Source organism: Streptomyces sp. NPDC085460 (assembly GCF_044541975.1).
In the GTDB taxonomy this organism is placed as follows: Bacteria; Actinomycetota; Actinomycetes; order Streptomycetales; family Streptomycetaceae; genus Streptomyces.
Map to the genome: position 1 here is coordinate 65,322 of NZ_JBITTO010000013.1, position 25,977 is coordinate 91,298.

The following is a 25,977-nucleotide window of genomic DNA, read 5'->3' on the forward strand; positions in this document are numbered from 1 at the left end:
GGGGAGTTTCGGCGTGACGGTCCCGGTCGTGCCGGTCCGGCTGTCCGGGGTCGCCTGCCGGTGTGTCAACGCGGGCGCCCTTCCGGCGGGTGCGCCGCCTCGGCGTGGTCCGGCAGGAGGGAGAGGCGGGCACGGACCCGTTTCCCTTCCGGGGCGGGTTCCACGGTCAGGCTCTCGCAGACGGCGAGGACGATCTCGACGCCGTGCTGGCCGATGCGGCGGGGGTCGTGTCCGCGGGGGACGGGGGCGGCGGCGCCGTGGTCGAAGACCGAGATCTCCAGGGCGTCGCGGCCCAGTTCGAGGAGGAGGCGGCAGGGGCCGGACGTGTGCCGGATCGCGTTGGTGACGAGTTCGCTGACCACCAGCTGCGCGAGTTCGACGCGCTCGTCGGCGACCGGTCCCGGCAGCACGGTCGGGGCCGCCGCGAGGAGGTCGGCCGTGAAGGCGCGGGCGGCCGCGATCGCCCCGCCGCGGAAGCCGTCGTCGTAGACGGCCCCCGCGGACAGCAGGGGCTCCGGCACCGGGCGCTCCGCGGTGATCGCGTCCGTCATGGCGCTCGTACTCCCCTCGTGATCGGCGGCTGGGCTCCTCGTACCCGCCTTTCCCCTCTTCACCGATCCCACACCGCCTGTACCGCGGATGGCACCCGTCGGCCGCGCGTCAGGGGGAGCCCGGCCCCTGCGCGGGGCCGCCGTGCCGTCCCGTGCCGGGCGTTTCGGCGTCGTGGCCGTGCCAGTCGAGGCAGAGTACGAGGACGGCGTCCGGCACGCCAGGGGGCGCCCCGCGACGCAACGCCCGTACGACGGCCCTGGGGACGTCCGCGCCCTTCCGGCCGCCGTCGCCGGCGAGGGCGCGGGCGACGGGTCCGTCCGGCGCTTCGTGCTCCCCGCCGGCCGGGACCTCCGTGGCGCCGTGGGCGACGAAGACCAGGCGGTCACCGCGCTGGAGGCGCAGGCGCTGGGTGGTGTAGACGGTGTCCTCGAACATGCCCAGGGGCAGTTGGCGGTCCAGTTCGATGCGCTCGGTCGCGGTGGAGCGGATGCGCCAGAGTTCCGGTGATCCGGCGTCGACGACCTCGGCCTCGCCGGTGGTCAGGTCGAGCCGGAGCAGCAGGGCGGCGAGCGGGTGTTTGCCCCGGTACTGCCCGTAGAGGGCCTGGTCGGTGAGGCTGGCCTGGGTCTCCAGGTCGAGTCCGGCCCGCCGGGCGTTGCGGATCGCCGTCAGCGCGAGGGTGCTGGCCAGGGCGGCGGGGGTGCCGGGCCCGGCGCCGTCGGCGACGACGATCAGCAGTTCCCGCTCGGTGGCGCTCCAGTCGAGGAGGTGTCCTCCGGAGGTGTAGGCGGGTTCCCAGTGGGCGTGGAGGGCGAAGGCCGGTCCGGTGCAGGCCCGGCCCGGGAGGGTGTCCCACTGCATCTCGCCCGCGACGCTGAGGGCGCGCGTCCTGCGGGTGCGGCGGTAGAGGTCGGTGTGGCGGTCGGCGACGCGCAGGGCGTGTCCGAGGGTCTCGGCGACCCGGGCGAGGCTCGCGGTGGTGGTGGGGCCGGAGCGGTCCGCGGGCAGGGTGACGAGCAGGACGCCGAACCGGTCGCCGCGGACCGTGACGGGAAGGTAAACGGTCGCCGTGGGCCCGACATCTCGGAATAGATATGGTTGCTGGGTGCGGAGGACGCGGCCGGCGGGGCCCACGTGCACGGGTACGGCCGGCATCCCGGCGGGTGTCTGCACGGGCTCGACGGGGCGCAGGGTCGTGAATCCGTAGTCGACGAGCAGCAGGTCGGCACAGGTCGCGGCGTACAGGTGCGCGAGACTGGTACGGAGGGAGTCCAGGAGGAGGTGTGGTGCCGCCCCGCGCAGTGCGCTTTCCACTGTCACGTGTCGATCCACCGGATCCGTACCGCCTTCTGGAGAGATGTGGAGATGACCGGTCGGTCGCAGGGCCGACGTCCCCGGCCCCGGACGTCCGAGGAGTGTCGGCAGGCATGAACGTCAACCCAGCCCCGTCGCCGCGGGAGCCGCAGCGGACGGCAGAGGCCGCCCGGGAGCTGATCGAGCTGCTGGAGGTGTTGTGGGAGCGCGGCCGGGACATGGTGTCGTCGACACCGGTCTCGGCGAGTCAGCTGCGCGTGCTGTACAGCCTGGACCGCGAGGAGGGCATCAGCCTGCGCACCCTGGGCGAGCTGCTCGGGTCCGCTCCCCCTTCGGTGAGCCGCATGTGCGACCGGCTGGAGGCGCTGGGTTTTGTGCAGCGGCTGCCCAGTCCCGTGAGCCGGCGGCAGCTGGAGCTGCACCTGACCGTGCACGGCAAGGCGTACCTGCGGGACCTCCGGGCCCAGCGCGAGGAGGCCCTGCTCGCGGTCATCGCGGACATGTCACCGACGAGCCGCAAGGCGCTGCTGCGGGGGCTCACCGGGTTCCACGAGGCCGTGGGAGGGGGCGGGGCGACCGCCTCGTCACCGGGAAGCACGTCGCTGAAGGACGTCAGTTCCGCCTGATCCCCGCGCGGCGCCGACTCCGGCCGTGCGCGCACCCCATGTCCTCATTGCCACCTCTGGTCGTCCTTGACGGCGTTCTTCCGGGCACCCCGCCAGGTGTTGCCCCAAGGATACAGTTGTCACACGGCAACTGTTGACGCGGTGCCGTGCCAGTCGAGGCAGACGACCAGGGCGTCGTCCTCCAACGGGCTCGCGCCGTGGTGGACGGCGAGCTCCCGGAGCACCGCCTGCGGCACGAGCGTGGGCGGCAGCAGACGCGTACCCCGCAGGGCCCGGGCCAGCGCCCGGTCCCCGTAGCTCTCCCCCGCGGGCGAGACCGCGTCGTACACGCCGTCGCTGCCGAACAGCAGCCGGTCGCCCGGCCGCACGGCGAACCGCTCGGGGACGTACACGGTGTCCTCGAACATGCCGAGGGGCAGCTGCGCCTCGAAGCCGACGGGCTCCACCGCCTGCCCCCGCTGGCGCCACAGCCGGGGCGACCCGGCGTCCACGGCCTCCACCTCGCCCGTGGCCAGGTCGAAGCAGAGCAGCAGCACCGACACGAAGGCCGCGCCCCGGTAGTGGGCGTACACGGCCTGGTCCGCCAGCGCGGCCTGGTCCGCCAGCGGAAGACCGGCCCGGCGGGCGTTGCGGAGCGCGTTGATCGCGAGGTTCGTCAGGAGGGCAGCCTCGATGCCCTCCCCCATGCCGTTGGTGACCGTCAGGGTCAGCCGGCCGTCCGAGACCGACCAGTCGTAGTTGTCGCCGAAGATGGCGTAGGCGGGCTCCAGATGCGCGGCCAGGGCGAATTCCGGACGCGCGCAGGAACGGCCCGGCAGCAGCTGCCACTGCATCTCCGCCGCGAGCGTGAGCCGCGCCGCGCGCCGGGCCAGGACGTACAGGTCCGTGTCGCGCTCGGCCACCAGGATCTCGTGGCCGAGGGCCTCGCAGACCTGGGCGAGCGCGGGGAGCAGCGGCCTGAGGTCGGCCTCCGGGGGAAGATCCGCCGTCAGCACCCCCAGCCGGTCCCCTCGCACGGTGACCGGCAGATGGAGCCGGAGCGCCCCGGGATCCCGGACGACGTACGGCTCCTGGGCACCGAAGGCGCGCCCCTGGGGACTGTCGTGGATCGGGACCGCGGAATCGTCCGCCCCCGAGGCGTGCCCGACGAGCTGGAGCGTCCGCAGGCCGTAATCGGCCAGACGGAGCTCCACCCGCCGCACCCCTCGGTGCTCCCTCAGGGCGTCCTCGACGACACCCACGAGCTGGTGTGGGGCCGCCCGGCGGAGCGCCTGCTCGATCTCGGCGATCTCGTGCACGGTCTCCCTCTCCCTCTCCCTCATCTCCGGGCCCGGTCCCGTGCACGGGGACCGGGCCGCCCGTCCGCTATCTCGCGCCGCCGGCCGCGGCCAGCGCGTCCGCCACGCCGCCGAACGGCGGGATCGTGGTCGTCACGCCGGTGATCTCCAGGATGCGTCGCACGGCCGGGGTCGGCGCGGCGAGATACAGGTCGCCGCCGTCCTCCCGCGCCCGGTTGACGGCTCTGATCAGGACGTTCAGCCCCGAGGAGTCCATGAAGTCGAGGTCGGACAGGTCCAGCACGAGACGGCGCCGTCCCTCGCCGAACTGGTCCGACAGGCGTTCCTGCAGACGGCCCGCCGTCTCCATGTCCAGCTCGCCCGCCACGGTCAGTACGGCCGTGCGGTCGTCACGGATCTCGACGCCGACATCCAGATTCGGTTCTCGCTCGGACATAGTTCCTGCTTTCCATGGGGGCGGTCGTGGGGACGGAAGGACGGGGTCAGGACACCTGGACGCCGACCACGCACGTGTCGTCGTCCGTGTCCGACTTGCTGCGCTCCAGCAGGTGGTCGAGCCGGCGTTCGAGGCTGTGGGTCGGCTGCCGGGCGACCGTGAGCAGTTGGGCGACGGAGTCGTGGACGGCGGTGTCCCGCCGCTCGACGAGCCCGTCGGTGTACATCAGCACCGTGTCGCCGGGTTCGAGCCGCAGCTCCGACTCCTCGTACTCGGCCTCCGCGAGGGCCCCCAGCAGCAGCCCGCGCAGCAGCGGCAGGTCGACCGCGTCCTCCCCTCGGACCAGCACGGGCGGGAGGTGTCCCGCGCGTGCCCAGCGCAGGGTACGGCTCTCGGGGTCGTAGATCCCGCACACCGCGGTGGCCGTGACGTGGGCGGTCAGGTGGTGGGCGACGCTGTTGAGCCAGGAGAGCAGCTGCCCCGGGCCCGCGCCCGTCACGGCGAGGCCGCGGAGCGCGTTGCGCAGCACCACCATCCCCGTGGCGGCCTCCACGCCGTGGCCGGCGACGTCGCCGACGCACAGGAGCACCTTCTTGGACGGCAGCACGACCGCGTCGTACCAGTCGCCGCCGACCAGCGACTCGGTCTCGGCCGGGCGGTAGCGCACGGCGACGTCGAGTCCGGGCGCGTCGAGCGGTGGCTTGGCCGGCGGCATGATGGCGTGCTGGAGCTGGAGGGTGAGCCGGTTGCGTTCCTCGGCCGCCTCCTCCGTCGCCGCCAGCCGGTCGCGGGTGGCGGTGAGGGCCACCTCGGTCCAGTGCTGCGCCGAGATGTCCTGGTAGGCGCCCCGGACGGCCTGGAGACCGCCGTCCGTGCCCAGGGCCGGTTCGGCGGTCACCCGGATGTGCCGCGTCACGCCGTCGTGACGGAGCATGCGGAAGGCGGTGGAGCCCACCCGCCGCTGATAGAGCACCTTCTGGAGGAAGCGGCGGATGGTTTCCGCGTCGTCGGGGTGGGCGTGCGCGGCGAGGTCGCGCAAGGCGACCGGCGGCTCCGTCGGCCTGCGGCCGAAGAGCTCGAAGAGCTGGCCGTGCCAGGTGATCTCCCCCGCGACGACGTCCTCCTCGAAGGCGCCGACCCGGCCGAGCCGCTGCGCGTGCTGGAGGAGACTGGCCAGGCGGGCCGACTCGTCCTCGACGCGCCAGATGAGGAGGACGCCCGTGCCGAACCGGCTGATGCTGATGTCGGCGAGCGAGTCGAGCGGCACCTGGTCCACCAGGGCGGTGAGCCGGATCCGGCGGGCGCGGAACGGCTCGCCCGTGGCGTAGACGCGTTCGATCCGGTCGAAGAGTTCGCTCCCGCCGGCCGTCGCCGGGTACGCCTCCAGGAGGAGAGCCCCGTCGACGGAACCGCGGGGCCGTCCGGCCGGGTCCTGGAAGTGCGCGTTGGCGTGCCGGATGCGGAAGTCGACGAGCCGCCCGTCCTCGTCCAGGTGGGGGGTCAGGACGAGGGCGGGGTCGTAGAGCCCGTCGGAGAGCTCGGCCAGCGCCGGCGCGCCGTCCCCGCCGGTCCCGCCGGTCCCGCCGGCGAAACCGCCGGGGGCGGCCTCGGGCAGTGCCTCCAGGGTGTGGGCGCAGAGCTCGGCCAGGGCCTCGATCTGCCGCTCCACGGCCTGCGGCAGGGGGCCGAGCGGACGGGCCCAGCAGATCTCCAGGACACCGTGGATGCGGCCGCCGGTCCCGGCGGGGACGACGACCCGGCCGCCTTCGGGATGATGCGCGCGCCCGATCGAGGGGATGCCCGCGGCCGCCAGGGAGGCGTACCGGACGGTGCTGCGCCCGGTGAGCGCCTGGCGGGCCGCGGTGGTCACCCCCGGCGGTACGTAGTGCCAGCGGGCCGCCTCGTCGAGACCGAAGCCGGCGTGGCCGCGCAGGCTCAGCGAGGTGTCCGGGCCGGTGGTCCAGATCGCGACGGCGACGGCCCCGAGGGGTTCGAGGGCGTGGGTGAGCAGCGACTCGGCGACGGCCTGGGTGTCACCGGCGCTGAGCGCCGCGCTCTCCGCCGTACGCAGCCGCACGGCCACCGAGGCGGCGGGGGCGGTGGTGCCCGGCTCGCCGACGGCCGTCCTCACGAAGTCGTCGGCCACCTCGGCCATCCGGTCCCGGGCCGCCTGGTTGATGATGTCCGCCGCCAGCTCCAGCCGGGACAGTCCGGCCCGGTCGGCGAGCTCCGCGAGCTGGCGGGCCGCCTGGGCGGGCCCGCAGCCGAGGCGCTCGACGATGACGCCCTTGGCGACCTCGATCAGGGCACGGCCCTCGGCCGCCGCGTGCGCGGCGCGCACCTCGCCGCGCAGCCGCTCCACCGTGGCGGCCAGCCGGCCGTCGGCGGACGCGGCGCCGTCGGCGGGGGCCGGGACCGCGCCCGCGCCGTCGTCGGGGGCCGGGACCGCGCCCTCGAAGACCGCGGGCGCGCCGGGATCGGCGGACGGATCTCCGCCCGTGTAGCGGGGGTCCATCACCTCGTCGACTCCTCGGTCGGGGCGGCCCCGGGGCCGCGGTGTGCGGGGAGGGGGCGCGGGCCGGTCCGGCGCTCGCCGGCCGTGCGCGGAGGGCGGGCCAGGCCCGCGGGGGCGGTCACGAGGCCGCTCCGCCGTCGAGCCAGCGGCTGACACAGGCGATGAGTTCGTCGGCGTCGACGGGCTTGGTGACGTAGTCGCTGGCGCCGGACGCGAGGCTCTTCTCCCGGTCGCCGGGCATCGCCTTCGCGGTGACGGCGATCACGGGAAGGTCCGCGTACTGCGGCAGCTCCCTGATTCGCGCGGTGGCCGTGTAGCCGTCCATCTCCGGCATCATCACGTCCATCAGGACGAGGGCGACGGCCGGGTTGGCCAGGAGCGTCTCGATCCCCTTCCGGCCGTTCTCGGCGTGCAGCACGGTGATGCCGTGCAGCTCCAGGATGCCGCTGAGGGCGTAGAGGTTGCGGGCGTCGTCGTCGACGGCGAGGACGGTCCTGCCGCGCAGGGTGGTGTCGATGGCCTGGGGAGCGGGGGCCCAGTGGTCGCCCCGTACCAGGGGGACGACGTCGCCGGGCTGCTCCGCGGACAGGTGGAGGGCGATCCGCTCGCGCAGCTCGTCGAGGCTGGAGAGGAGCTCCAGCGGGCGGCGGCGGGCGAGGTCCTGGAGGGCGCCCTCCTCCTCGGCGGGGAGCCTGCGGTTGTTGTGGGCGAGGACGGGGACGGTACGCAGGGCCTCGTCGCCGTCCATGGCCTCCAGGAAGCGCAGGGCGTCGCCGTCCGCCATGTCGACGTCGAGCACGACGCAGTGGAACGGCCGGGTGGCGAGGGCGGAGGCGGCCTCCTGGGGGCCGACGACCGCGATGAGTTCGATGTCGGCCCGTTCCGTGTGGCCGCCGTCGGCCGCCAGTTGCGTGACGGCGTTCTCGGCGACGACGGCGAGGAGCCCGCGGGGCCGCTCCTCGATCACCAGGAGGCGTCGCGTCGGCCGGGCGGCGGGGGCGCCGGGCAGGGCGAGCGCGCCGCCGTGGGCGGGTGCCGGGACGGGGAGCACCGCGGTGGGGTCCGCCGGCGGGGCGGCGGGTCCGGGCTGTTCGGTGAAGTCGGTGCGGGTGACGGGGAGGTAGAGGGTGAAGGTGCTGCCCTCGCCGGGGACGCTCGTGACCGTGAGGGCGCCGCCGAGCAGATAGGCGATCTCGCGGCTGATGGAGAGTCCCAGGCCGGTGCCGCCGTACTTGCGGTTGGTGGTCCCGTCGGCCTGCTGGAAGGCGCCGAAGATGGCCTCCAGGTTCTCGGCGGCGATGCCGATGCCGGTGTCGGCGACGCGGAAGGCGACGACGGGCCCGCCGCGCTGCACGGAGACGGGCAGCTCGCCGTCCGACGCCGGTTCGATGCGGAGCTCGACGCTGCCGTGCTCGGTGAACTTGACGGCGTTCGACAGCAGGTTGCGCAGCACCTGCCGGAGCCGTGAGTCGTCGGTGACGAGGTCGACCGGGACGCCGGCGGCGGTGGAGACCGCGAAGGTGAGGCTCTTCTGCGAGGTGAGCGGGCGGAAGGTGGCCTCGACGTAGTCGAGGAGCCTGCGCAGGGGCACGCGCTCCGGGTGGAGGTCCATCTTGCCGGCCTCCACCTTGGACAGGTCGAGGATGTCGTTGATCAGCTGGAGCAGGTCCGATCCGGCCGAGTGGATGATGCCGGCGTACTCGACCTGCTTGGCCGTGAGGTTGCGGGTCGGGTTCTGGGCCAGCAGCTGGGCCAGGATGAGCAGGCTGTTGAGCGGGGTGCGCAGTTCGTGGCTCATGTTGGCCAGGAACTCCGACTTGTAGGTGGAGGCCAGGGCGAGCTGCTGGGCGCGGTCCTCCAGCTCCTGCCGGGCCTGCTCGATCTGGAGGTTCTTGGCCTCGATGTCACGGTTCTGGGTGACGAGCAGGGCGGCCTTCTCCTCCAGCTCGGCGTTGGAGCGCTGGAGTTCCTCCTGCCGCACCTGGAGTTCCTCGGTCCGTGAGCGCAGTTCGCCGGCGAGCCGCTGGGACTCGTCGAGGAGTTCGTCGGTACGGGCGTTGGCGACGATGGTGCTCAGGTTGACGCCGACGGTCTCCATGAGCTGTTCCAGGAAGTCCCGGTGCACGGAGGTGAAGGGGCTGAAGGACATCAGCTCGATGACGCCGAGCACCTGCTCCTCGACGACGACCGGCAGCACCACGAGGCTGCCCCGGGTCGTGCTGCCGAGTCCCGAGGAGATCGTGACGTAGTCGCCGGGGACGTTCTCGGCGGCGATGGTGCGGCGGCTGCGGGCTGCCTGTCCCACGAGCGACTCGCCCGGCCGGAAGCGGGCGGCCCGGCCCGGGTCGCCGGCGGGACGCCCGTAGGAGCCGACGAGGCCGAGCTCGACACCGTCCGCGCCCTCCTCGGCGAGGTAGAACGCGCCGTACTGGGCGGCGACGAGCGGGGTCAGCTCGTCCATGACGAGTTCGGCGACGACGGCCAGGTCGCGGTGGCCCTGCATCAGCGCGGAGATCCGGGCCAGGCTGGACTTGAGCCAGTCCTGCTCCTGGTTGGCCCGCGTCGTCTCGCGCAGCGAGCCGACCATGGCGTTGATGTTGTCCTTGAGCTCGGCCACCTCGCCCGACGCCTCGACGGTGATCGAGCGGGTGAGGTCGCCCTCGGCGACCGCGCTCGCGACCTCGGCGATGGCGCGAACCTGGCGGGTGAGGTTGCCGGCCAGTTCGTTGACGTTCTCGGTCAGCCGCTTCCAGGTGCCGGAGACGCCCTCGACCTCGGCCTGGCCGCCGAGCCTGCCCTCGCTGCCGACCTCGCGGGCCACCCGGGTCACCTCGGCCGCGAACGACGACAGCTGGTCGACCATCGTGTTGATCGTCGTCTTCAGCTCCAGGATCTCGCCCCGGGCGTCGACGTCGATCTTCCTGGACAGGTCGCCGTTGGCGACGGCGGTGGTGACCTGGGCGATGTTGCGGACCTGCCCGGTCAGGTTGTTCGCCATCGAGTTGACGTTGTCGGTGAGGTCCTTCCAGGTGCCGGCCACGTTCGGCACCCTGGCCTGGCCGCCGAGGCGGCCCTCGGTGCCCACCTCGCGGGCGACGCGGGTGACCTCGTCGGCGAAGGCCGACAGCGTGTCCACCATGGTGTTGATGGTGTCGGCGAGGGCCGCGACCTCGCCCTTGGCCTCCACGGTGATCCGGCGGGACAGGTCGCCGCGGGCCACGGCGGTGGCGACCTGGGCGATCGAACGCACCTGCCCGGTGAGGTTGGACGCCATCACGTTGACGTTGTCGGTCAGGTCCTTCCAGGTGCCCGAGGCGCCCCGGACGGTGGCCTGGCCGCCGAGGTTGCCCTCGGTGCCCACCTCGCGGGCGACCCGGGTGACCTCGTCGGCGAAGGCCGAGAGCTGGTCGACCATGGTGTTGATGGTCGTCTTCAGCTCCAGGATCTCGCCCCGGGCGTCCACGTCGACCTTCTTCGACAGGTCTCCGCCGGCGACGGCGGTGGCCACGTGGGCGATCGCCCGCACCTGGGCGGTGAGGTTCCCCGCCATCGAGTTGACGGAGTCGGTCAGGTCGCGCCAGGTGCCGGAGACTCCCTTCACGTCGGCCTGTCCCCCGAGGATGCCCTCGGTGCCCACGTCACGGGCCATGCGCGTGACCTCGTCGGCGAAGGCCGAGAGCTGGTCGACCATCGTGTTGATGGTGTTCTTCAGCTCCAGGATCTCGCCGCGCGCGTCCACGTCGATCTTCTGGGAGAGGTCGCCCTTGGCGACCGCCGTGGCCACGTGGGCGATGTCACGGACCTGGGTGGTGAGGTTCCCGGCCATCGCGTTCACCGAGTCGGTCAGGTCGGCCCAGGTGCCGGAGACACCGGGAACGGCGGCCTGCCCGCCGAGCGTCCCCTCCGTGCCGACCTCCCGCGCCACCCGTGTCACCTCGGACGTGAACAGCGACAGCTGGTCCACCATCCCGTTGAACACCCGGGAGATCTCACCCATCAGCCCGTCCGCCTCGTCCGGCAGACGGGTGCCGAAGTCGCCGTCCCGCACCGCCGTGAGCCCGGCCAGGAGCTGGCGGAGTTCAGGCTCGACCACTGCGGCCGGTCCGGGGTGTTCCCGGCCCGGGGAGCCCTTGGTCGTCGTCTCAGACATGCCCCATCCTCGTTCCCCACCAAGCTGTCGCACACGGACCGTACGGCGGGCGCCACGGGCTGGACGTCCGCTCCCCCGGGACGGCTCCGGCTGCCGCGATCGTTGCCGTACGGCAATCATGACGACAGTACCCCTCCGTGATCGACAAGAGGAGAGCGGTGCCGGGTCATACGGCCTGAACCCGCCCTCGCCCGTCGCCGGACGGCGGGCATACGCCACCGCGACCGGGGTACACGCGCGTCGAACCGGGCGGTCCCCCGCCCCCGAGGACAAAGGGGAGCATGACGTGCTGATGGCCCATCCCGTGGTGCTGCGCAATCTCATCGAGCAGTACGAGACGCTCCAGGCGCTCCAGGCGGAGAAAGGCGGCGCGGAGGTTCGGCGGCGCATGGACGACCTCGCGTACACCCTGTGTGTCTCCACCGGTACGCGTGACGTGGACGCGGCGCTGATCGCGGCCCGCCACCGGCTGCCCGGCGCGCGCCCCGAGGACGACTCGGTGCTGAGCGCCTGATCGCACGGCCGGGCCCCGGCCCTCCCCTGACGGAGGTGCCGGGGCCCGGTCATGCCGCGTGCGGTCCGCGCCGCACGGCCGAGCCCGGCCCCTGAAGGAGGTGCCGGGCTCTGTCGTGCCGCGGGCGGTCCGCGCCGCGGGGGCCGCCTACCAGCGGTACCAGCGGCCGGTGCCGCCCTTCGGCCGGGCCACGAAGCCCACCAGCCACAGGACGAGCACGATGACGGCGATCCACCAGAGTGCCTTGAACGCGAAGCCGGCACCGAAGAGGAGCAGGGCGAGCAGCAGGACGAGAAGCAGGGGGACCATACGGATCGACCTCCGGGAAGACGGGTGGACGCTGGGGGTACAAGACGGTCGGAGTGCGTGCGGGGCCGCGCTCACGCCCCCGGCGGGAGGCGGGAGGCGGGCGGCCTCCGCCCGTTCAGCGGCGGCGGGCGAGGAGCAGCGCCACCGGGCCGAGGTCGCGCCGAGCGGCGAGGCTCCCGGTCCGGTGCCCCCACCCGTACGCGAGGGCGAGCGCGGCGGCCGTGCCCGCGGCGGCACCTGCCGTCACGGCCCGGTGCGCCCGCGCGACGCCCCACAGGTCGTTCCCGGCTCCCCGGGCCGCCTCCGCGGCCGCGCGGGCCTTCCCGGCGAGCGGGGACGGGAGGTCGCCCTGCTCCCCGAGGTTCGCCGGCTCGTACCGGGCGTCCACGTCGGGGTCGTCCTCCCGCGTCAGCCCCACCCGCGCCGGGCCGGGTTGGTCCGGGGCGCCCTGGGGGCCGGTCCAGGGGAACTGGTTCCGTTCGCTGTTCTCCGAAGCGCTCATGGACACCGTCTCGCCGGACTCCCGCACGCCAAACCTGGCCGCCCCGGCGCTTGGCCCGGCCCGTCCGGGACAGACGGCCGTCCATGGTGACGTCACTGCTCGTGGTCTGCCCCGTCCTCGCCGCGCTCGCCACCGGCCTCGCGGCCGTCCTGGTGTCCCCGTGGTGGTGGTGCGCGGCCGGCCCCGCCCTGCTGCTCGCCGCGGTCGCGTCGTACGACGTCGTCCAGCGGAGCCACTCGATCCTGCGCAACTATCCGCTCCTCGGGCACCTGCGCTTCGCGATGGAGGCGATCCGCCCCGAGGTCCAGCAGTACTTCGTCGAGGGGAACGTCGACGGCGTGCCCTTCGACCGGGACACCCGCTCCATCGTGTACGAGCGGGCGAAGGGGACGGACGCCGAGGACCCCTTCGGCACCGAGCTGGAGCTGGACCGGACCGGCACCGAGTACCTGATTCCCTCCATGGCCCCGCGCCCGGTGCCGGAGGAGCCGCCCCGGGTCCGGATCGGCGGCCCCGACTGCGCCCGGCCCTACGACATGGCCCTGCTCAACGTGTCGGCCATGAGCTTCGGCTCCCTCTCGGACCGGGCGATCCGCGCTCTGAACGAGGGCGCCCGGCGGGGCGGTTTCGCCCACGACACCGGCGAGGGCGGGATATCGGAGCACCATCTCGCCCCCGGCGGCGACCTCGTCTGGGAGATCGGGACCGGGTACTTCGGCTGCCGGACCGAGGACGGCGGCTTCGATCCCCGGCGGTTCGCCGAGAAGGCATCCCTCGACCAGGTCGCCTGTGTCCTGCTGAAGGTCAGCCAGGGCGCGAAACCCGGCATCGGGGGCGTGCTGCCCGGTGCGAAGGTCGGCCGGGAGATCGCCGCGGTCCGCGGCGTTCCCGAGGGCCGCACGGTGGTCTCCCCGCCGTACCACCGCGTCTACCGGACTCCCCGGGAGCTGGTGCGCTTCCTCGGCCGGATGCGGGAGCTCTCCGGGGGCAAGCCGGTCGGCTTCAAGCTGTGCGTGGGCGCGCGCCGCGACTTCCTCGCCGTCTGCAAGGCGATGCTGGAGGAGGACCTCACCCCCGACTTCATCGTCGTCGACGGCGCGGAGGGCGGCACGGGCGCCGCCCCGCTGGAGTTCGCGGACACCGTCGGCCTGCCGCTGACCGAGGGCCTGACCACGGTGCACCGGGCCCTCGTCGGCACGGGACTGCGCGACCGCGTGCGGATCGGCGCCTCCGGCAAGATCGCCACCGGGAGCGACATCGTCAAGCGGCTCGTCCAGGGCGCCGACTACACCAACTCCGCCCGGGCCATGATGTTCGCCCTCGGGTGCATCCAGGCCCAGCGCTGCCACACCAACACCTGCCCCGTCGGGGTCGCCACCCAGGACCGCCGGCGCGCCAGGGCGCTCGACGTCGAGGACAAGGCGGAGCGCGTGCGGCGGTTCCAGGAGGCGACCGTCCGGAGCGCCCAGGAGCTCATGGCGGCCATGGGCGCCGGGGGTCCGGGGGAGCTGGAGCCCGGCATGCTGCTGCGCCGGGTCGGGCCGGACACGGTGCGGTCCCACGGCGAGCTGTACGAACCGCTCGAACCGGGTCTGCTCCTTTCGTCCGCATCGGTTCCGGACACCTGGGCAGGCGACTGGAAGGCGGCTCATCCGGACCGGTTCACCCTCAGGTGAACCGGTCGACATCCCCAGCGAAAGGGAGACCCATGACTCGTACCGTCGCACAGGTGATCGTCGACGGGCTCACGGACCTCGGTGTCGGTCGTGTCTTCGGCGTGGTCGGCGATGCGCTCAACCCGCTCACCGACGCCATCCGGACCACCGAGGGCATCGACTGGACCGGCTTCCGCCACGAGGAGGCGGCGGCCTTCGCGGCCGGAGCGCGCGCCCAGCTCTCCGGCGACCTGGCCGTCTGCATGGGCACCGTGGGGCCGGGCTCGGTGCACCTGCTGAACGGACTGTACGACGCGGCGAAGAGCGGGGCGCCGGTCCTGGCGATCTGCGGCCAGGTGCCGCTGTCGGAGATGGGCGGCGACTACTTCCAGGAGGTCGACAATGATCTCCTCTTCCGGGACGTGGCCGTGTACCGGGCCACCGTGACCTCCCCCGACCAGATGCCCCGGCTGCTGGAGTCGGCGGTGCGGGCGGCCGTGACCGGGCGGGGCGTGGCGGTGCTGACCGTTCCCGGGGACCTCGGCGACCAGGAGGTCGCGGAGGACCGGCCGACGCGGTTCGCGCTGCCGCGGCCGGCCGTCACGCGTCCCGACGATCCGGCGCTCGCCGAGGCGGCCGAGGCGATCGCCCGCGGCTCGCGGGTCACGCTCCTGGTGGGGCGCGGCGCCCGGGAGGCCCGTGCGGAGGTGCTGCGCGCCGCCGAGCTCCTGTCGGCGCCGATGGTGCTCACCCTGAAGGGCAAGGAGGGCTTCGAGGACGACAACCCGTACGAGGTCGGCCAGACCGGCCTCATCGGCAATCCCGCCGCGGCGCACGCCATGGACACCTGCGACACGCTGATCATGCTGGGGACGGACTTCCCCTACCGGGACTGGTATCCGGACGACTGCCGGGTCGTCCAGATCGACACCCGCGAGGAGCACCTGGGGCGTCGGGTCCCGGTGGACGTCGGGCTGGCCGGGGACGTGGGCGCGACGCTGCGGGCGCTGCTGCCGCTGCTGGCGCCGGTTCCGTCCCGCTCCCACCTGGACGAGGCCCGTGAGCGGTACGCGAGCTGGCAGGAGGGCCAGGCGGACCTCGCCGATCCCGCCCACGACAAGCGGCTGCTGGGGCGGGTCCGGGCGATGTTCGACAACCGCGAGGACGAGATCCGCCCCGAGGCCCTCGCGGTCGCCGTCGACCGCCACGCCGCCGACGACGCGATCTTCACCTCGGACACCGGGATGGCCACCGTGTGGCTCTCTCGGCTCGTGCGGATGCGCGGCACCCGCCGGCTGATCGGCTCGTACAACCTCGGCTCCATGGCCAACGCCATGCCCCAGGCCATCGGGGCGCAGCTGTGGGCGCCCGACCGGCAGGTGGTGGCCTTCTGCGGTGACGGTGGCCTCGGCATGCTGCTCGGCGATCTGATGACCATCCGGTCCGAACGGCTGCCGGTCAAGCTCGTCGTCTTCGACAACCGTCGCCTGGGCATGGTCAAGCTGGAGCAGGAGCAGGCGGGGCTGCCCGAGTTCGGGACGGTCCTGGACAATCCCGACTTCGCCGCGGTGGCCGAGGCGATGGGTCTGACCGGAATCCGCGTGACCGCGCCGGGCGAGCTGGACGAAGCCGTGCGCGAGGCGCTCGCCGTGCCCGGCCCGGTCCTCCTCGACGTGCTGACCAACCCGGCGGAGGTGGCCGTGCCGGGCAAGCCGACGGTGTCGCAGGGGTGGGGCTTCGCCATCGCCAAGATGAAGGAGAACCTGCCGTCCGGCACGCGCTGAGCGGCGCGGTGGCTTGTGACGGACCTCGTCCGGCGCGAGAGGGGCGGCCCGCCATCCGGCGGGCCGCCCCTCTCGCGTCGTCGCTCCCGGCTCGTCGGGGCGTGCAGGCCGCGGGGTCAGCTTCCCTCGGCGTAGCGGGTCCGGACCCACAGGGGCAGGGCGAACCAGCACAGCAGGTACCAGGCGAGGACGCCGGAGACCAGCCAGGGGACGTACGGGTCGTGCGTCGCCACCCGCAGGATGAGGAACAGCGCGGCCGTCAGCGTCGCGAGCAGCAGCAGGATGCCGGTGAAGGTGAGCCGGGAGGCCCAGGCGACGGCCTGGGGCTTGACCCGGCGCCCGGACACGATCCGGTGGAAGGAGACGGGGCCTATCAGCGCGCCCGTCGACAGCGAACCGAGGACGACGGTGACCAGGTAGATCGTCTTGTCGGTCTGCTCCAGGTCGTGGAAGAGCGGGGTGAACACGACGGTCAGGAGGAAGCCGAGGAGGATCTGGACACCGGTCTGCGCGACCCGTATCTCCTGGAGCAGCTCCTGCCAGCGCCGGTCCGCGCGCTCCTCCTCCGTCTCCCCCCGCCTGTCCGCGCCGGCGCCGGGCTCGGCACCCGTGCCACTGCCCGGCTCCGGGGCGTGCCCGCCGTGCCGCGCCTCCTTCGTCTCGTCCTCCGGCGTACTGGCATGTCGTTCGTCCATGAAGATGCTCCTCTGCAGCACGGGGCAGGAGCGGCCCGCGCCACCCGGTCGGGTGGTGCGGGCCGCCGATGATCGGATGCGGATGGCGCGCCGTCCCGGCGGCCCGCCGCGTCGCGGGGCGGTGCCGTGGAAGGTGCCAGGGGCCCGGGGCACGGCGCGGGGCCCGACACGACGGAAGCCCCCGTCGATACCAGGGGCTTCCGCGCGGCGCGGCACGGCACGGTGCGGTGTCAGGCCCGCTTCGTGCCGGCCGTTCGCGGGGGCGCGTGGTGCCGCCACCGTCCACGGCGGGCGTTGCCGTCGTCGCGGAGCGCCCGCGCGCGGGCGCCGGTCGGGAGACCGTCGACGCGCCCGTCCAGCCCCCGCCGCCCCTGCTGCCCGTCCCGTCCGCGCGGCGCGTCGGGGGTCACGGCGGGAGCGAGCCTGCGGCTCTCCCCGCTCCGGCCCGAGGCGCTGGGGTCCTCGGACGGGGCTGCGGCCTTCGGCGGCCGCGACGGCGGCGTCACCGGAAGGCGGGGCGGACGACGAGGCGGGCGGGCCGGTGCCCCGGGCTCCGTCACACCGGTCCGGACGGCGTGCGCGGGCTCGAGAACCGGCGTGCCGGGGAGCCCCCGGGCAGGGGTGCCCCGCGAGGGGGCACCCGGCGCCGGAGCCGCCGGCGCCGGAGTCCCCTGAGTCGGCGGTTCGCGCCGCTTCCCGTGGGTCCTGGGGTCCGCCCCCGGTCCCGGCGGGCCACCGGAGGAAGGGGCTGGACGGCCGGGCCGAAGCGATTCCACCCGCGCGGCGCGCGGCGCCACGCGGACGAGGACGCGGGTCGGGTTCGACACGAGCGCCTCCTGGGTGGGTTTCGCGGGCCGACTGTCCGTCACCCTGCTTCCGGTGTGTACGAGTTCGCCTTGCCGCTCTTGTCTCGCTCAAACCCGAGGATCCGGAGACGCCTCGCGGCGGTGCGGCCCCGCTGGGGCCGTCGCCTCGGGCGCGTCCCCGGCGGCATGCGTGCGGCCCGCACCTCGTGGAGGTGCGGGCCGCACGCGGGTGCCGCCGACCGCGGCAAGGGGGGGAACCGCGAATCGTCCGGCGTGAGCGTGTCCCATCGCTCGACCACCGCCTGCCCCGCCTTCCGGGATTCATGCCACCCGATCCCCTCCGCCCGGGGCGCGGCCCGGTCTCGGCGTCGCGGTCTCCCGGCGCCGGGAGCGCGGAGACCGGCGGGGCCCTGTGGCGGCGTCGCGGTGTTCGGGCGCCGGCGGCGCGGAGACCGGCGGCGGCCGGGGCAGGCCCGGACGACGTGCCGGGACAGGGGACCGCCCCGCGACGGGAGGGGTCCCGTGCGGGGCGGTCGCCGTGGCGTCGGCGATCATTCCGGCCTCCTCGGAGACGTCCGGGGTCCGGCATTCTCCTGTCCGCGCGAACACGCCTGCCTCCGGATCCGTCGTCTTCCGGGGGATGTTCATGGACGGACGGGGCACGCGGTCAGCCGCGGGCCCGCGTACGCACCTGCGGGCGACCCAGCCGACTCCCGGCCCCTCGGCAGAGGGCCGGTCACACCCCCAGGGAGCCCCGATGCAGGTCCCAGCGAGTCCCGTACAGCCGGACGTCACGTGGACGGCCCGTACCGTCGCCGGACGATACCGGCTCGATGTTCTCCTGGGCCGGGGCGGCGCGGCGGACGTGTACGAGGCGCTGGACCTGCGGCTGTGTCGCCCCGTGGCGGTGAAGGTGTTCCGCCCCGCGGCCGCCGGCGGGACCGGGGCCCAGTGCGGCGAGGAGGCCCGGCTGCTCGCCCGTATGCACCATCCCGGCCTGGTGACCCTCTACGACACGGGCCGCGACGCGGGCCGGCCGTTCCTGGTGATGCAGCTCGTACGGGGCACGACCCTTCGGAGTCGGATCGCCCGCCGGGTCCTCACCCCCGCCGAGACCTGCCGGACGGGGGCCGCCCTGGCGTCGGCCCTCGCCCATGTCCACGGTCACGGCGTCGTCCACCGCGACGTCAAGCCGTCGAACATACTCCTGGACCGGGCCGACACCCCGCACCTCGCGGACTTCGGCATCTCCCGCCGCGTCGAGGCCGTGGACGACACGCCCGAGAGCGCGGGCGCGGTCGTCGGCACCGCCTCCTACATGGCGCCCGAGCAGGCCCTGGGCCACAGGACCGGGCCGGCGGCCGACGTGTACAGCCTCGGCCTGGTCCTCCTCGAAACGCTCAAGGGCGAAGCGGAGTACGGCGGAACACCGCTCGAGGCGGCGGTGGCGCACCTGGACCGGCCTCCGGTGCTGCCGCCGGGCCTCCCGGCGGGACTCGCCCGGTTGCTCACCGCGATGACCGCCCGCTCCCCCGAGGCCCGGCCGGAAGCCTCCGTCTGCGCCCGGATCCTCGCCGACCCGCGGACGGCGGGACGTGCCTCGGCGCCCGCTCACGGACCCGGCTCCCGGAGGGCGAGGGCGCAGGGGGCACACCGGCCGCCCCGGCCCGCCGCCGCCACCGCCGGGCCGGGGCGGCCCGGTCCGGCGCGGGCCGTGGCGGCGACCCTGGTCACGCTCGGTCTCACGCTGACCGGATCGCTGGGCAGCGCGCCGGCTGGCCGAGCGGCGGCCCCTCCCCACGACGGGGCGGCGGACGGGACCCGGACGAGCGCACCGGCATCGCCCCTCCCCCACACCAACGACCGTACCGAGCACCTCGCCTGACGGTCAGTCCGTGGGTGAGCCGCCTGCTGGGCAGGCTGCGCCACCGCTGACACCTGCTCGCCCAGCCCGGGGACCGAACGGCCGACGCCCCGCGCGAATCACCGCGCGGGGCGTCGGCGTGTGCGCGCGGACCGGGCCCGGACATGACGCCGGCCCGGCGGTGCGGGCCTTCGAGGCCGCTCGCACCGCCGGGCACGGGAGAGGGGGCGTCCGGTACGTCAGGTGGACAACAGGCGCTGGAACAGCGCGCGGTACTGGCAGAGGGCGAGGCGCAGGCTCTCGGTGTCGGCCTCCAGCCCCTGGCTCCACTGCCCCTCCAGGGTGTGCCGGTGCCGGGCGAAGGTGTCCGTCAGGGTCTTCATCACGTCACCGACGAGGGCGTCGGCGGCGTGGACCGCCTGGCGGGGGTCGTCGACGAACCGGCCCTGGACCTCGTGCCAGCGGCGGACGAACTCTCCTTCCTCCGCCGGGCCGAGCAGGTCGGGGATCCCCTCCGCCTCGGTGCCGGTGCCACGGTGCTCCGGCACCGGGGGCCACTCCCGCGAGGCGGGCGCGGCGTGCCGGCCGTGTCCGCCGTGGGGGGTGGACGTCGGGTCCGGAGGTGCGGCGGGCATGGGCGGAGGGGAGGCGGAAGGTGTCCGCTGGGCCGGGATCCGCGGGGACTCGGGGGGATGCGGCGGGTTCCCGGGACCGCCGGGGCGAGGCTGATCGTGCGGGGGCCCGCCGGCGTGGGGCCGGTCGGGTCGGGCCTGGTCCGGGCCCGACCCGCCCGACTCGGGCCAGGTGTAGGGGGATCCGTCCGACGGGGATCGATCCTGGCGCGGTCCGGCCTGCTCGGGCCGCGGCTGCTCCCGTTCGGGCTGGTCGTGCTGAGGCGGGGTCGGGGCGACCGTAGGACTGCCCGGGGCCGGCGAACGGGTCGTGGGGCCCGACGGCGCGGGCGGGACGGAGGACGGGGCCCGAGGCGCGGACCGCCGGCGCCCGTCGCCCTCCTCCTCCGTGCCGGGCTGCCGGGGCGGGGTCGGCGCGACCGTCGGGCTGTGGTCCGGCGCTCGCACGCCGTCTCCACCGCCCGGCGCGGGACCGGAACGCCCGGAGCCGACGGGGCCCTGTCCGGCCTGCGGTTCGGGGCGGGTCCGCCTACGCCCGGGGTACTCGTCCGCGGGGTCCGCGTGGTGGTGTCGACCCGGAGCCCGGGTCGTGCGCTCGGGCGTCTCGTGGTGTCGCATCTCTCCTGCCTTCCGTGTCAGGACCGGCGGGTGCCGGTCGGCTCGCCGTCGGCGAGCAGGTCGTCGAAGAGGGTGCGGTAGTGCATCATCGCGCCCCTCAGCTGTTCGGTGGTGGCGGAGTTGTGGGTACTCAACGCGTGGACCTCCAGGGCCGCCCGGTAGTCGTCCAGGGTGCGGCCGTGCCGCACGGACAGGTCGCGCAGCCGCTGCTCGTAGCCCTCGTCGGGGTAACCCCGGTCGCGCATCAGGGCCGCCACGAGTTCGTCGGCGTCGTGCACGGCCGCCTCGGGTCGGTCCACGAACTCCTCCTGGACGCGCATCCACCGTCGCGCGTACTGCTCCCGTACCTCACCGGGTACCGGCTTGATCTCCAGATCGGCGAAGCGGCGTTCGCGGGCGTCCAGTTCCTGTTCCGCGGCCCGTCTGCTGCCGGTCGCCTCGACGGCCCGTTCGTACTCGGGCCCGAAGCGGTCGCGCAGTCGCGCCCGCCGTCGGCGGTCCACCATCACGCCGACGGCGAACCCGACCACGACGACGACCGCGACGACGGCCAGGACGATTCCGATCGACATCGGCTCTCACCCTTTCGCGTTCTCTCTCTGCGTCGCGCTGTTCCGGCCCCGTGGAGAGCCCGGAACTCATGGAGGTCCGCGTGCCCCCCGCTCCGCGACGCAAACCGGGCATCGGGGGCGGGCCCCGTCGGTGGGCGGAGGACAGCTGTGGCGGCGGGAACGAAGACGTGGGTGGACGGGGGCGAAGACGTGAGTGGCCGGGGGCGAAGACGTGAGTGGCCGGGGGCGAAGACGCGAGCGGGCGGGGTTTTTATCCGATCAGAGGGGAGGTAACCGGAGATATCGGGGCACAAGAAGAACCCTCGGACAGGAGGCCCCCGCTCCGGAAGACCCGGCCGTGCGAGACGGAGAGCGAACGATGCGGCAGACGGACCACGCGTACACCACCCATGCCTTCGACCGGGGCGACCTCTCGCCCTCCCGGGCCCGTCGCCTCGCCGCGAACTTCCTCGGTGCCCTCGCGCGGCGCGGGCGTCCCGTGCCGCCCGACGCCGTGGAGATCGCCCGGTTGGTCACCAGCGAGCTGGTGACCAACGCCCTCAAGCACGCTCCCGGACCCGTGCTGCTGGAGCTACGGCTGACGGCCGGTCTGTTCGCCGTCACCGTGCGGGACAGCTCGCCGGCCCTGCCGGTGGTCGGGGACACCGACCCCACCCGCGTCGGACGGCACGGCCTGGAGGTCGTGACGGCCGTCGCCCCTCACTTCGAGGTACGTGTGGAGCCCGACGGCAAGCGGGTGACCGCCGCCTTCGCCCTGGACGGCGCGACGGCCCCCGCGCCCGTACCGGCGCATGAGGGGAAGGTCACCGGGGCCGACCGGTGACGGGCGGCGAAGGGCGGGCTGATGCCTGTGGACGGCCACGGCGACACCTTGCGACAGCGTGGCCGCCGTCGCGCACCTCGGCTTCGACGCCGAGGAGCCGGCCCGTATCGACGCCCTCGTCGGTCCGTGAGCGGGCGGGGCCCAGGCCCCGCCCCTCGGTGTCCGCTCGTCAGAACGCGAACACGTCGTTGCCCCCCAGCGTGACGGACATGGCGCAGGTGTTGGAGAACGTGTGCTGCCAGCTGACGCGCTCGCCCTGCCACACGCCGACGGCGGAGACGGTGATCGGGTCGTAGTGCAGGGGACAGAGGCGGTCCGGCGCGGGGGCGGCCAGCAGGCGGTCGAGGGAGCCGGAGGTGGCGGCGAGCGCCGCGCAGGCGCCTTCGGGGTCGGGGTGGGTGCCCTGAGCCGTCGGTGCGCAGCTGAGGGTGGACGCCCGGACCACTGTGGCCGCCTGCTCGTCGCCCTGGGCGACGGTCAGCACCAGGGCCGAGGGGGCGTACAGGCTGTCCGGCGCGGCCTGCGCCACGCCGGCGGAGCCGGCGAGGACGAGGAGGGCGGAGGCGGATACGGCGGCGATACGGTGACGCACGACAGGATGCTCCTTCGAAGATGAGGGATCTCGCAGAAGATTTCAGCGAGTCTGTGGTTCAACGCCGCAGATACTGTCGCGAACGAAGGTGGAACACACCTCGATGGCCTACTTACGGACAAGTCCGCGGAGGCACGGCCACCGACCGAACGTTCTGCCTGTTCGGCACGGCGAGGACGCCTCGCGGGCACCCCGGGCCAGGCGCGCCCCCCTCGGGTGCGGGCCCGCAATCCCGGGCCCGCGCTCCCGCTCCGGGCTCCCCGGTGTTCACCTTCCGTGCATCGAAGATGACCGATTGTCCTCGCTCTTCGAACGGTCGGTCACCGATGGGGCAATTGTTCGGCCGCGGCGTGGTAGGCGCGGCGAACGGCACGAGGTCGGGCGCCGGACGGTCAGCCGCTCTCGGAAGGGGCCGGAGCGGGGCCGAGGTCACGGATGTGGCGCACGGCGCGGGAGAGGACGAGGACGCCGACGACGATCAGGCCCGCGCCGACGGCCTCCGGCAGGAGGTACCAGCCCGTGCGGATCGTCTCCCGGAAGAGGAAGACGCCGATCAGCAGACTGGCGAGGGCGTCGCCGATGGTGAGCGCGGGCTGCGAGGCGGCAAGCGATCCCGCCTGGAGGGCGTTCTCCAGCAACAGCACGGCGGCCACTCCCGTGACCGCGAAGCCGTACGTCTGCCAGCTGGTGAGGAACGCGGCGGGACCGTGGTCCGCGAAGGCTCCGGCCGAAGACTTCAGCAGCGCCGCGGTGAGGGCGTTGGCGAGGGCCGCAGCCGTGCCGAAGCAGACGGCCCGCCCGAGCGGGGAGCGCCGCCGGGCCACGAGCACCGCGGCGCCGATCGCGCCGAGGCAGGCCGTCAGCACGACGGCCCACCGGGTCATCGGCGCGTCGCTGGAGGCCCCCGTCGGAGCGGCCGCGCCCAGGAGCAGCGCCAGGCCGGCGACCACGCCGGCCACCGCCCACCAGCCGGAGGCGGGAAGCCGCCGGTGGAGCAGCGGCATCGAGATGAGGAGGGCGAACGGGAGCTCCAGGACGAAGACGGGCTGAACGAGGGAGAGTGGTCCGAAGGACAGGGCCAGGGCCTGGAAGACCGCCGCGCCCACCACCCCGGCGATGCCGACCAGCCAGACGGGACGACGGGCCAGGGTGAGGATCAGCCGCAGGCCGCCGCCCTCGGGGACGGTGGCCGCGGCCTTCCGCTGGAACACGGTTCCGGTGGCGTTGCTGGCCGCCCCGAGGACGGCGAAGACGACGGCGAGGAGGAGCACACTGGCCACGCTCCCCCGGCCGGCGCGGGTGCACGACCGGCCTCGGCGGGGATTGGGCCGATCGGACGCGCGGACGACCCGGCGGCGGTCCGCCGGCCGGGAGCGCGTCGTGCGGTGCGCCGCCGTCGGGTCGGCGGGCCGAGGGCGCCGCGCGGGTCTCGCGGAGGCCGTCCGGGAGCGGAACGCCGTGGGCCCGGCCGGCCCTCCGGACCGGTGTCACCACGCCGGTCCGGCGTGCGTCCGCGGCGGAGCCGGCCGTCCGTCGGGGGTGGCCGCGGCACCGGTCTCTCCGGCGAGGCGTTCGAGGTCCGTCGTCAGCGAGGCCAGCCACGCCATGGTCGCGTAGTAGGCGTGCGGGGTCCCGGGCGGGGCGTCGAGGAGGAGGGCGGGCGCCGGGGGGCCGGAGAGCGGCAGCGGTGTCTCCCCGGTGTCACCGGTGGGGTCGGTACGGGCGGAGAGCAGCAGCATCCGGGCCGCGACCCGGTCGCCCGCGCGGACGACGGCCTCGGCCGGGCGGCTGTCCAGCGGGGGGACCTCGACCGGCTCCGGCGGTACGAGGAGCCGGTCGGCGCCCCACAGCGTGTGGTGTCCGGTGATGAGCGCGGCCTGCCAGTCCTGGCCGCCCGGCGGGCGTGCGCGGCCGCTCGGCTCGCTCTGGTACTGGGCGTACGCCGACTCCGCCATGACCAGGGCGTGCTGGAGCGACCGGCTGCCCGGCGCGGAGAGCACGGGTACGCGCCGGCCGCCCGCCGCTGTCCATGCCGTCGTGGAGACGACGATCTCCGCGGCGACGCGCAGCAGCACCGCGACCGAGCGCCGCAGCTCGTCGTGGGCGCCGCGCGGCCAGGCGAGCAGGCCGAACACCGCGCCGATCGCGCTGCCCGTGACCACGTCGAGCAGCCGGAACTCCGCGAGCTGCCAGGTGGCCGGCGCCAGTTGGGCGAACACCAGGGCGACGACGACCGTGAACAGCGCCTGCGACCACCCGACGCCCTTCACCGGCCCCAGCGTGAAGGTGACGAGCATCAGGGGCGGCAGGGCCACCGCGTACACCTCGATGTCGGTGCCGACCAGCGCGAGCAGGGTGGCCGCGACGAAGGCCCCGACGAGGGTGCCGGTGAGCGCCCTGCGCACCGTCGTGCGGGTCTCCCGTACCGTCGTGCGCGTCAGCGTGAGGGTGGCCAGGAGGACCCAGAAGCCGTGCGGAAGTGTGTCGACGCCGGCGATCAGCCGGGCCGCCGCCAGGGCGAGGCTGATCCGTACGGCGTTCTGGAAGAACACCGATCTGCCGCCCACATGGCCGGACAGGCGCCGCCACCACAGCTGCGGGGCCCGCATCCGCGCGTACCAGAAGCGCCCCGGCGCCGGCGCGGCGGCGGCCCGGCCCCGTACGGCGAGGTCGGCCGCGGTGGACATCGCGAGCGCCGCGTCCGCGATCTCCAGGAGCGCGGCGGTGCGACGCTGTGCGGCGGGCAGGGCGTCCTCGGCCGAGGTGAGCGCCCGGCGGACCCGCCGCAGCCGGGCGCGGGCCCGGACGTCCGGGGTTCCGCCCCGTAGCCCGACGACGGTCTCCTCCGCGACGTCCGCGACCACCCGCAGCGGATCGGCGTCCGTCCCGTCCGCCTCGGCCGCGGTGCCGCCGGGCCGCACCGCGGCTGCCGGGGGCGGTGGCAGCGCCGCCAGCCGGCCGAGCAGGGTGCGGGTCGCCAGACCCGTGTGGGCCAGCGCCCGCTGTCGCAGGCCGGCTCCGGCCGGCCGCTCCGCCTCCGGGACCTGGGAGGAGCGGAGCTCCGTGCCGAGGGCGCGGGCCGTGTCGCGCAGGTCCTCCGGCAGGGTGTACGGCGCCGACCGCAGCCGCTCGGCGCAGCGGGCGGCGCCCTCGGCGGCCCGGGCGGCCCGTTCGCGGTAGGGCAGCGCGCCGGGCTCGGGCAGCAGCGTCAGCTCCGCGACGATCAGCAGGGCGATCCCGAAGGTCGCCCCCGCGAGTCGTTCGCCCAGTGAGCCGGGGGCGTAGGGCGGGAACGACGGCAGGATGTACATCAGGTGCAGGCCGGTGGCGGCGCCCGCGAACCGTGGTCCCCCGACCGCCGTGAAGGCGAGCGTGAACCCGACGACCAGCATGCCGACGACGGCGCTCCAGGTCCGTACCGACAGGTACGTGCCGAGCGTGATCAGCGCCCAGCACACCGGCACGGCACCGAGCAGCGACCCGGCTCGCTGCCGTCCGGAGCCGGGGAGGTGCGACAGGCCGGCCATGGCGATCGCGCCGAAGAGGGCGTAGGTCGCTCCGACCGACCAGTCCAGTCCGTACAGGAGGACGTAGAACCCGGCGGAGGCCGCGATCGTGACGCGCAGTGCCCCGCGCCCCGCCGTCCGGTAGGCGGGCGGGGGCCGTCGCCGGAGCACGCCAGGCATGCCCCCAGCATCTCGCGGCACGGCGGAACCCGCC

Annotated in this window: 21 protein-coding genes; 6 read left to right on the forward strand and 15 right to left on the reverse strand. The window is 74.5% G+C overall.

Annotated elements, in window-relative coordinates; all coding sequences use genetic code 11:
* Positions 1 to 65: 65 nt before the first annotated feature.
* On the reverse strand, positions 66 to 551 hold the full coding sequence (locus ACIGHB_RS29030; RefSeq protein WP_399917026.1) for an ATP-binding protein: 486 nt from the start codon (positions 549 to 551) through the stop codon (positions 66 to 68).
* A gap of 109 nt (positions 552 to 660) precedes the next feature.
* Positions 661 to 1,872 (reverse strand): PP2C family protein-serine/threonine phosphatase, encoded by a 1,212-nt coding sequence (locus tag ACIGHB_RS29035; RefSeq protein WP_399917028.1) that lies wholly within the window; start codon positions 1,870 to 1,872, stop codon positions 661 to 663.
* A gap of 107 nt (positions 1,873 to 1,979) precedes the next feature.
* Here ACIGHB_RS29035 and ACIGHB_RS29040 point away from each other — a divergent pair, with 107 nt between their 5' ends.
* Entirely contained in the window at positions 1,980 to 2,492 is a 513-nt protein-coding gene (locus tag ACIGHB_RS29040; protein ID WP_360309867.1) for a MarR family transcriptional regulator, read from the forward strand.
* 119 nt (positions 2,493 to 2,611) lie between these two features.
* Here ACIGHB_RS29040 and ACIGHB_RS29045 read toward each other — a convergent pair whose 3' ends face one another.
* The 4 genes from ACIGHB_RS29045 to ACIGHB_RS29060 all read right to left on the reverse strand — a co-directional run bounded on the left by ACIGHB_RS29045 (position 2,612) and on the right by ACIGHB_RS29060 (position 10,891).
* On the reverse strand, positions 2,612 to 3,790 hold the full coding sequence (locus ACIGHB_RS29045; RefSeq protein WP_360309865.1) for a PP2C family protein-serine/threonine phosphatase: 1,179 nt from the start codon (positions 3,788 to 3,790) through the stop codon (positions 2,612 to 2,614).
* 67 nt (positions 3,791 to 3,857) lie between these two features.
* Entirely contained in the window at positions 3,858 to 4,226 is a 369-nt protein-coding gene (locus tag ACIGHB_RS29050; protein ID WP_360309863.1) for an STAS domain-containing protein, read from the reverse strand.
* Between the two features lie 46 nt (positions 4,227 to 4,272).
* Entirely contained in the window at positions 4,273 to 6,741 is a 2,469-nt protein-coding gene (locus ACIGHB_RS29055; RefSeq protein WP_399917031.1) for a SpoIIE family protein phosphatase, read from the reverse strand.
* 118 nt (positions 6,742 to 6,859) lie between these two features.
* Positions 6,860 to 10,891: a HAMP domain-containing protein gene (locus ACIGHB_RS29060; RefSeq protein ID WP_360309859.1), complete on the reverse strand. Its 4,032-nt coding sequence runs from the start codon at positions 10,889 to 10,891 to the stop codon at positions 6,860 to 6,862.
* Positions 10,892 to 11,177: 286 nt separating this feature from the next.
* On the opposite strand from ACIGHB_RS29060, the gene ACIGHB_RS29065 reads away from it, so the two are divergent.
* Complete coding sequence (locus tag ACIGHB_RS29065; RefSeq protein ID WP_360309857.1) at positions 11,178 to 11,405, forward strand: DUF5133 domain-containing protein; 228 nt, start codon at positions 11,178 to 11,180, stop codon at positions 11,403 to 11,405.
* Between the two features lie 147 nt (positions 11,406 to 11,552).
* On the opposite strand, the gene ACIGHB_RS29070 is transcribed toward ACIGHB_RS29065, so the two are convergent.
* Positions 11,553 to 11,714 carry a DUF5670 family protein gene (locus tag ACIGHB_RS29070; protein ID WP_360309855.1) on the reverse strand — a complete coding sequence of 54 codons (162 nt, stop codon included), beginning with the start codon at positions 11,712 to 11,714 and terminating at the stop codon, positions 11,553 to 11,555.
* A 115-nt stretch (positions 11,715 to 11,829) separates the two neighbouring features.
* Positions 11,830 to 12,216, reverse strand: a complete 387-nt coding sequence (locus ACIGHB_RS29075; protein WP_399917034.1) for a hypothetical protein — start codon at positions 12,214 to 12,216, stop codon at positions 11,830 to 11,832.
* Positions 12,217 to 12,299: 83 nt separating this feature from the next.
* Between ACIGHB_RS29075 and ACIGHB_RS29080 the strand changes: the two genes are divergently transcribed.
* Positions 12,300 to 13,892, forward strand: coding sequence for an FMN-binding glutamate synthase family protein (locus ACIGHB_RS29080; RefSeq protein WP_399917036.1), 1,593 nt, complete (start codon positions 12,300 to 12,302; stop codon positions 13,890 to 13,892).
* A gap of 32 nt (positions 13,893 to 13,924) precedes the next feature.
* Complete coding sequence (locus ACIGHB_RS29085) at positions 13,925 to 15,655, forward strand: thiamine pyrophosphate-dependent enzyme (protein ID WP_360322485.1); 1,731 nt, start codon at positions 13,925 to 13,927, stop codon at positions 15,653 to 15,655.
* Between the two features lie 116 nt (positions 15,656 to 15,771).
* On the opposite strand, the gene ACIGHB_RS29090 is transcribed toward ACIGHB_RS29085, so the two are convergent.
* Both ACIGHB_RS29090 and ACIGHB_RS29095 read right to left on the reverse strand, forming a co-directional pair.
* On the reverse strand, positions 15,772 to 16,350 hold the full coding sequence (locus ACIGHB_RS29090) for a DUF6328 family protein (RefSeq protein ID WP_399917039.1): 579 nt from the start codon (positions 16,348 to 16,350) through the stop codon (positions 15,772 to 15,774).
* Between the two features lie 230 nt (positions 16,351 to 16,580).
* Positions 16,581 to 16,760, reverse strand: coding sequence for a hypothetical protein (locus tag ACIGHB_RS29095; RefSeq protein ID WP_399917041.1), 180 nt, complete (start codon positions 16,758 to 16,760; stop codon positions 16,581 to 16,583).
* Between the two features lie 1,153 nt (positions 16,761 to 17,913).
* Here ACIGHB_RS29095 and ACIGHB_RS29100 point away from each other — a divergent pair.
* Positions 17,914 to 19,041, forward strand: coding sequence for a protein kinase (locus ACIGHB_RS29100; protein ID WP_399917043.1), 1,128 nt, complete (start codon positions 17,914 to 17,916; stop codon positions 19,039 to 19,041).
* A 218-nt stretch (positions 19,042 to 19,259) separates the two neighbouring features.
* Here the strand turns inward: ACIGHB_RS29100 and ACIGHB_RS29105 are convergent, their stop codons facing one another.
* Positions 19,260 to 19,655: a hypothetical protein gene (locus ACIGHB_RS29105; protein ID WP_399917045.1), complete on the reverse strand. Its 396-nt coding sequence runs from the start codon at positions 19,653 to 19,655 to the stop codon at positions 19,260 to 19,262.
* A gap of 632 nt (positions 19,656 to 20,287) precedes the next feature.
* Positions 20,288 to 20,842, reverse strand: a complete 555-nt coding sequence (locus ACIGHB_RS29110) for a hypothetical protein (RefSeq protein WP_399917047.1) — start codon at positions 20,840 to 20,842, stop codon at positions 20,288 to 20,290.
* Positions 20,843 to 21,200: 358 nt separating this feature from the next.
* On the opposite strand from ACIGHB_RS29110, the gene ACIGHB_RS29115 reads away from it, so the two are divergent.
* The gene (locus ACIGHB_RS29115; RefSeq protein ID WP_399917049.1) at positions 21,201 to 21,665 is read left to right on the forward strand and encodes an ATP-binding protein; all 465 of its coding nucleotides are present in this window, start codon (positions 21,201 to 21,203) and stop codon (positions 21,663 to 21,665) included.
* A 169-nt stretch (positions 21,666 to 21,834) separates the two neighbouring features.
* Here the strand turns inward: ACIGHB_RS29115 and ACIGHB_RS29120 are convergent, their stop codons facing one another.
* The 3 genes from ACIGHB_RS29120 to ACIGHB_RS29130 form a co-directional block, all read right to left on the reverse strand.
* Positions 21,835 to 22,257: a subtilase-type protease inhibitor gene (locus tag ACIGHB_RS29120; protein WP_399917051.1), complete on the reverse strand. Its 423-nt coding sequence runs from the start codon at positions 22,255 to 22,257 to the stop codon at positions 21,835 to 21,837.
* A 392-nt stretch (positions 22,258 to 22,649) separates the two neighbouring features.
* Positions 22,650 to 23,528: a DMT family transporter gene (locus ACIGHB_RS29125; RefSeq protein ID WP_399917216.1), complete on the reverse strand. Its 879-nt coding sequence runs from the start codon at positions 23,526 to 23,528 to the stop codon at positions 22,650 to 22,652.
* 216 nt (positions 23,529 to 23,744) lie between these two features.
* Entirely contained in the window at positions 23,745 to 25,943 is a 2,199-nt protein-coding gene (locus tag ACIGHB_RS29130; protein ID WP_399917053.1) for an FUSC family protein, read from the reverse strand.
* Positions 25,944 to 25,977 lie beyond the last annotated feature (34 nt).

Bases quoted from the DNA above. Each gene is read 5' to 3' on its own strand.
- ACIGHB_RS29040 (WP_360309867.1), top strand. From the start codon at position 1,980: ATGAACGTCAACCCAGCCCCGTCGCCGCGGGAGCCGCAGCGGACGGCA.
- ACIGHB_RS29100 (WP_399917043.1), top strand. From the start codon at position 17,914: ATGCAGGTCCCAGCGAGTCCCGTACAGCCGGACGTCACGTGGACGGCC.
- ACIGHB_RS29050 (WP_360309863.1), bottom strand. From the start codon at position 4,226: ATGTCCGAGCGAGAACCGAATCTGGATGTCGGCGTCGAGATCCGTGAC.
- ACIGHB_RS29080 (WP_399917036.1), top strand. From the start codon at position 12,300: ATGGTGACGTCACTGCTCGTGGTCTGCCCCGTCCTCGCCGCGCTCGCC.
- ACIGHB_RS29070 (WP_360309855.1), bottom strand. From the start codon at position 11,714: ATGGTCCCCCTGCTTCTCGTCCTGCTGCTCGCCCTGCTCCTCTTCGGT.
- ACIGHB_RS29085 (WP_360322485.1), top strand. From the start codon at position 13,925: ATGACTCGTACCGTCGCACAGGTGATCGTCGACGGGCTCACGGACCTC.
- ACIGHB_RS29055 (WP_399917031.1), bottom strand. From the start codon at position 6,741: ATGGACCCCCGCTACACGGGCGGAGATCCGTCCGCCGATCCCGGCGCG.
- ACIGHB_RS29030 (WP_399917026.1), bottom strand. From the start codon at position 551: ATGACGGACGCGATCACCGCGGAGCGCCCGGTGCCGGAGCCCCTGCTG.
- ACIGHB_RS29130 (WP_399917053.1), bottom strand. From the start codon at position 25,943: ATGCCTGGCGTGCTCCGGCGACGGCCCCCGCCCGCCTACCGGACGGCG.
- ACIGHB_RS29105 (WP_399917045.1), bottom strand. From the start codon at position 19,655: ATGCCCGCCGCACCTCCGGACCCGACGTCCACCCCCCACGGCGGACAC.
- ACIGHB_RS29060 (WP_360309859.1), bottom strand. From the start codon at position 10,891: ATGTCTGAGACGACGACCAAGGGCTCCCCGGGCCGGGAACACCCCGGA.
- ACIGHB_RS29090 (WP_399917039.1), bottom strand. From the start codon at position 16,350: ATGGACGAACGACATGCCAGTACGCCGGAGGACGAGACGAAGGAGGCG.
- ACIGHB_RS29115 (WP_399917049.1), top strand. From the start codon at position 21,201: ATGCGGCAGACGGACCACGCGTACACCACCCATGCCTTCGACCGGGGC.
- ACIGHB_RS29110 (WP_399917047.1), bottom strand. From the start codon at position 20,842: ATGTCGATCGGAATCGTCCTGGCCGTCGTCGCGGTCGTCGTCGTGGTC.
- ACIGHB_RS29075 (WP_399917034.1), bottom strand. From the start codon at position 12,216: ATGAGCGCTTCGGAGAACAGCGAACGGAACCAGTTCCCCTGGACCGGC.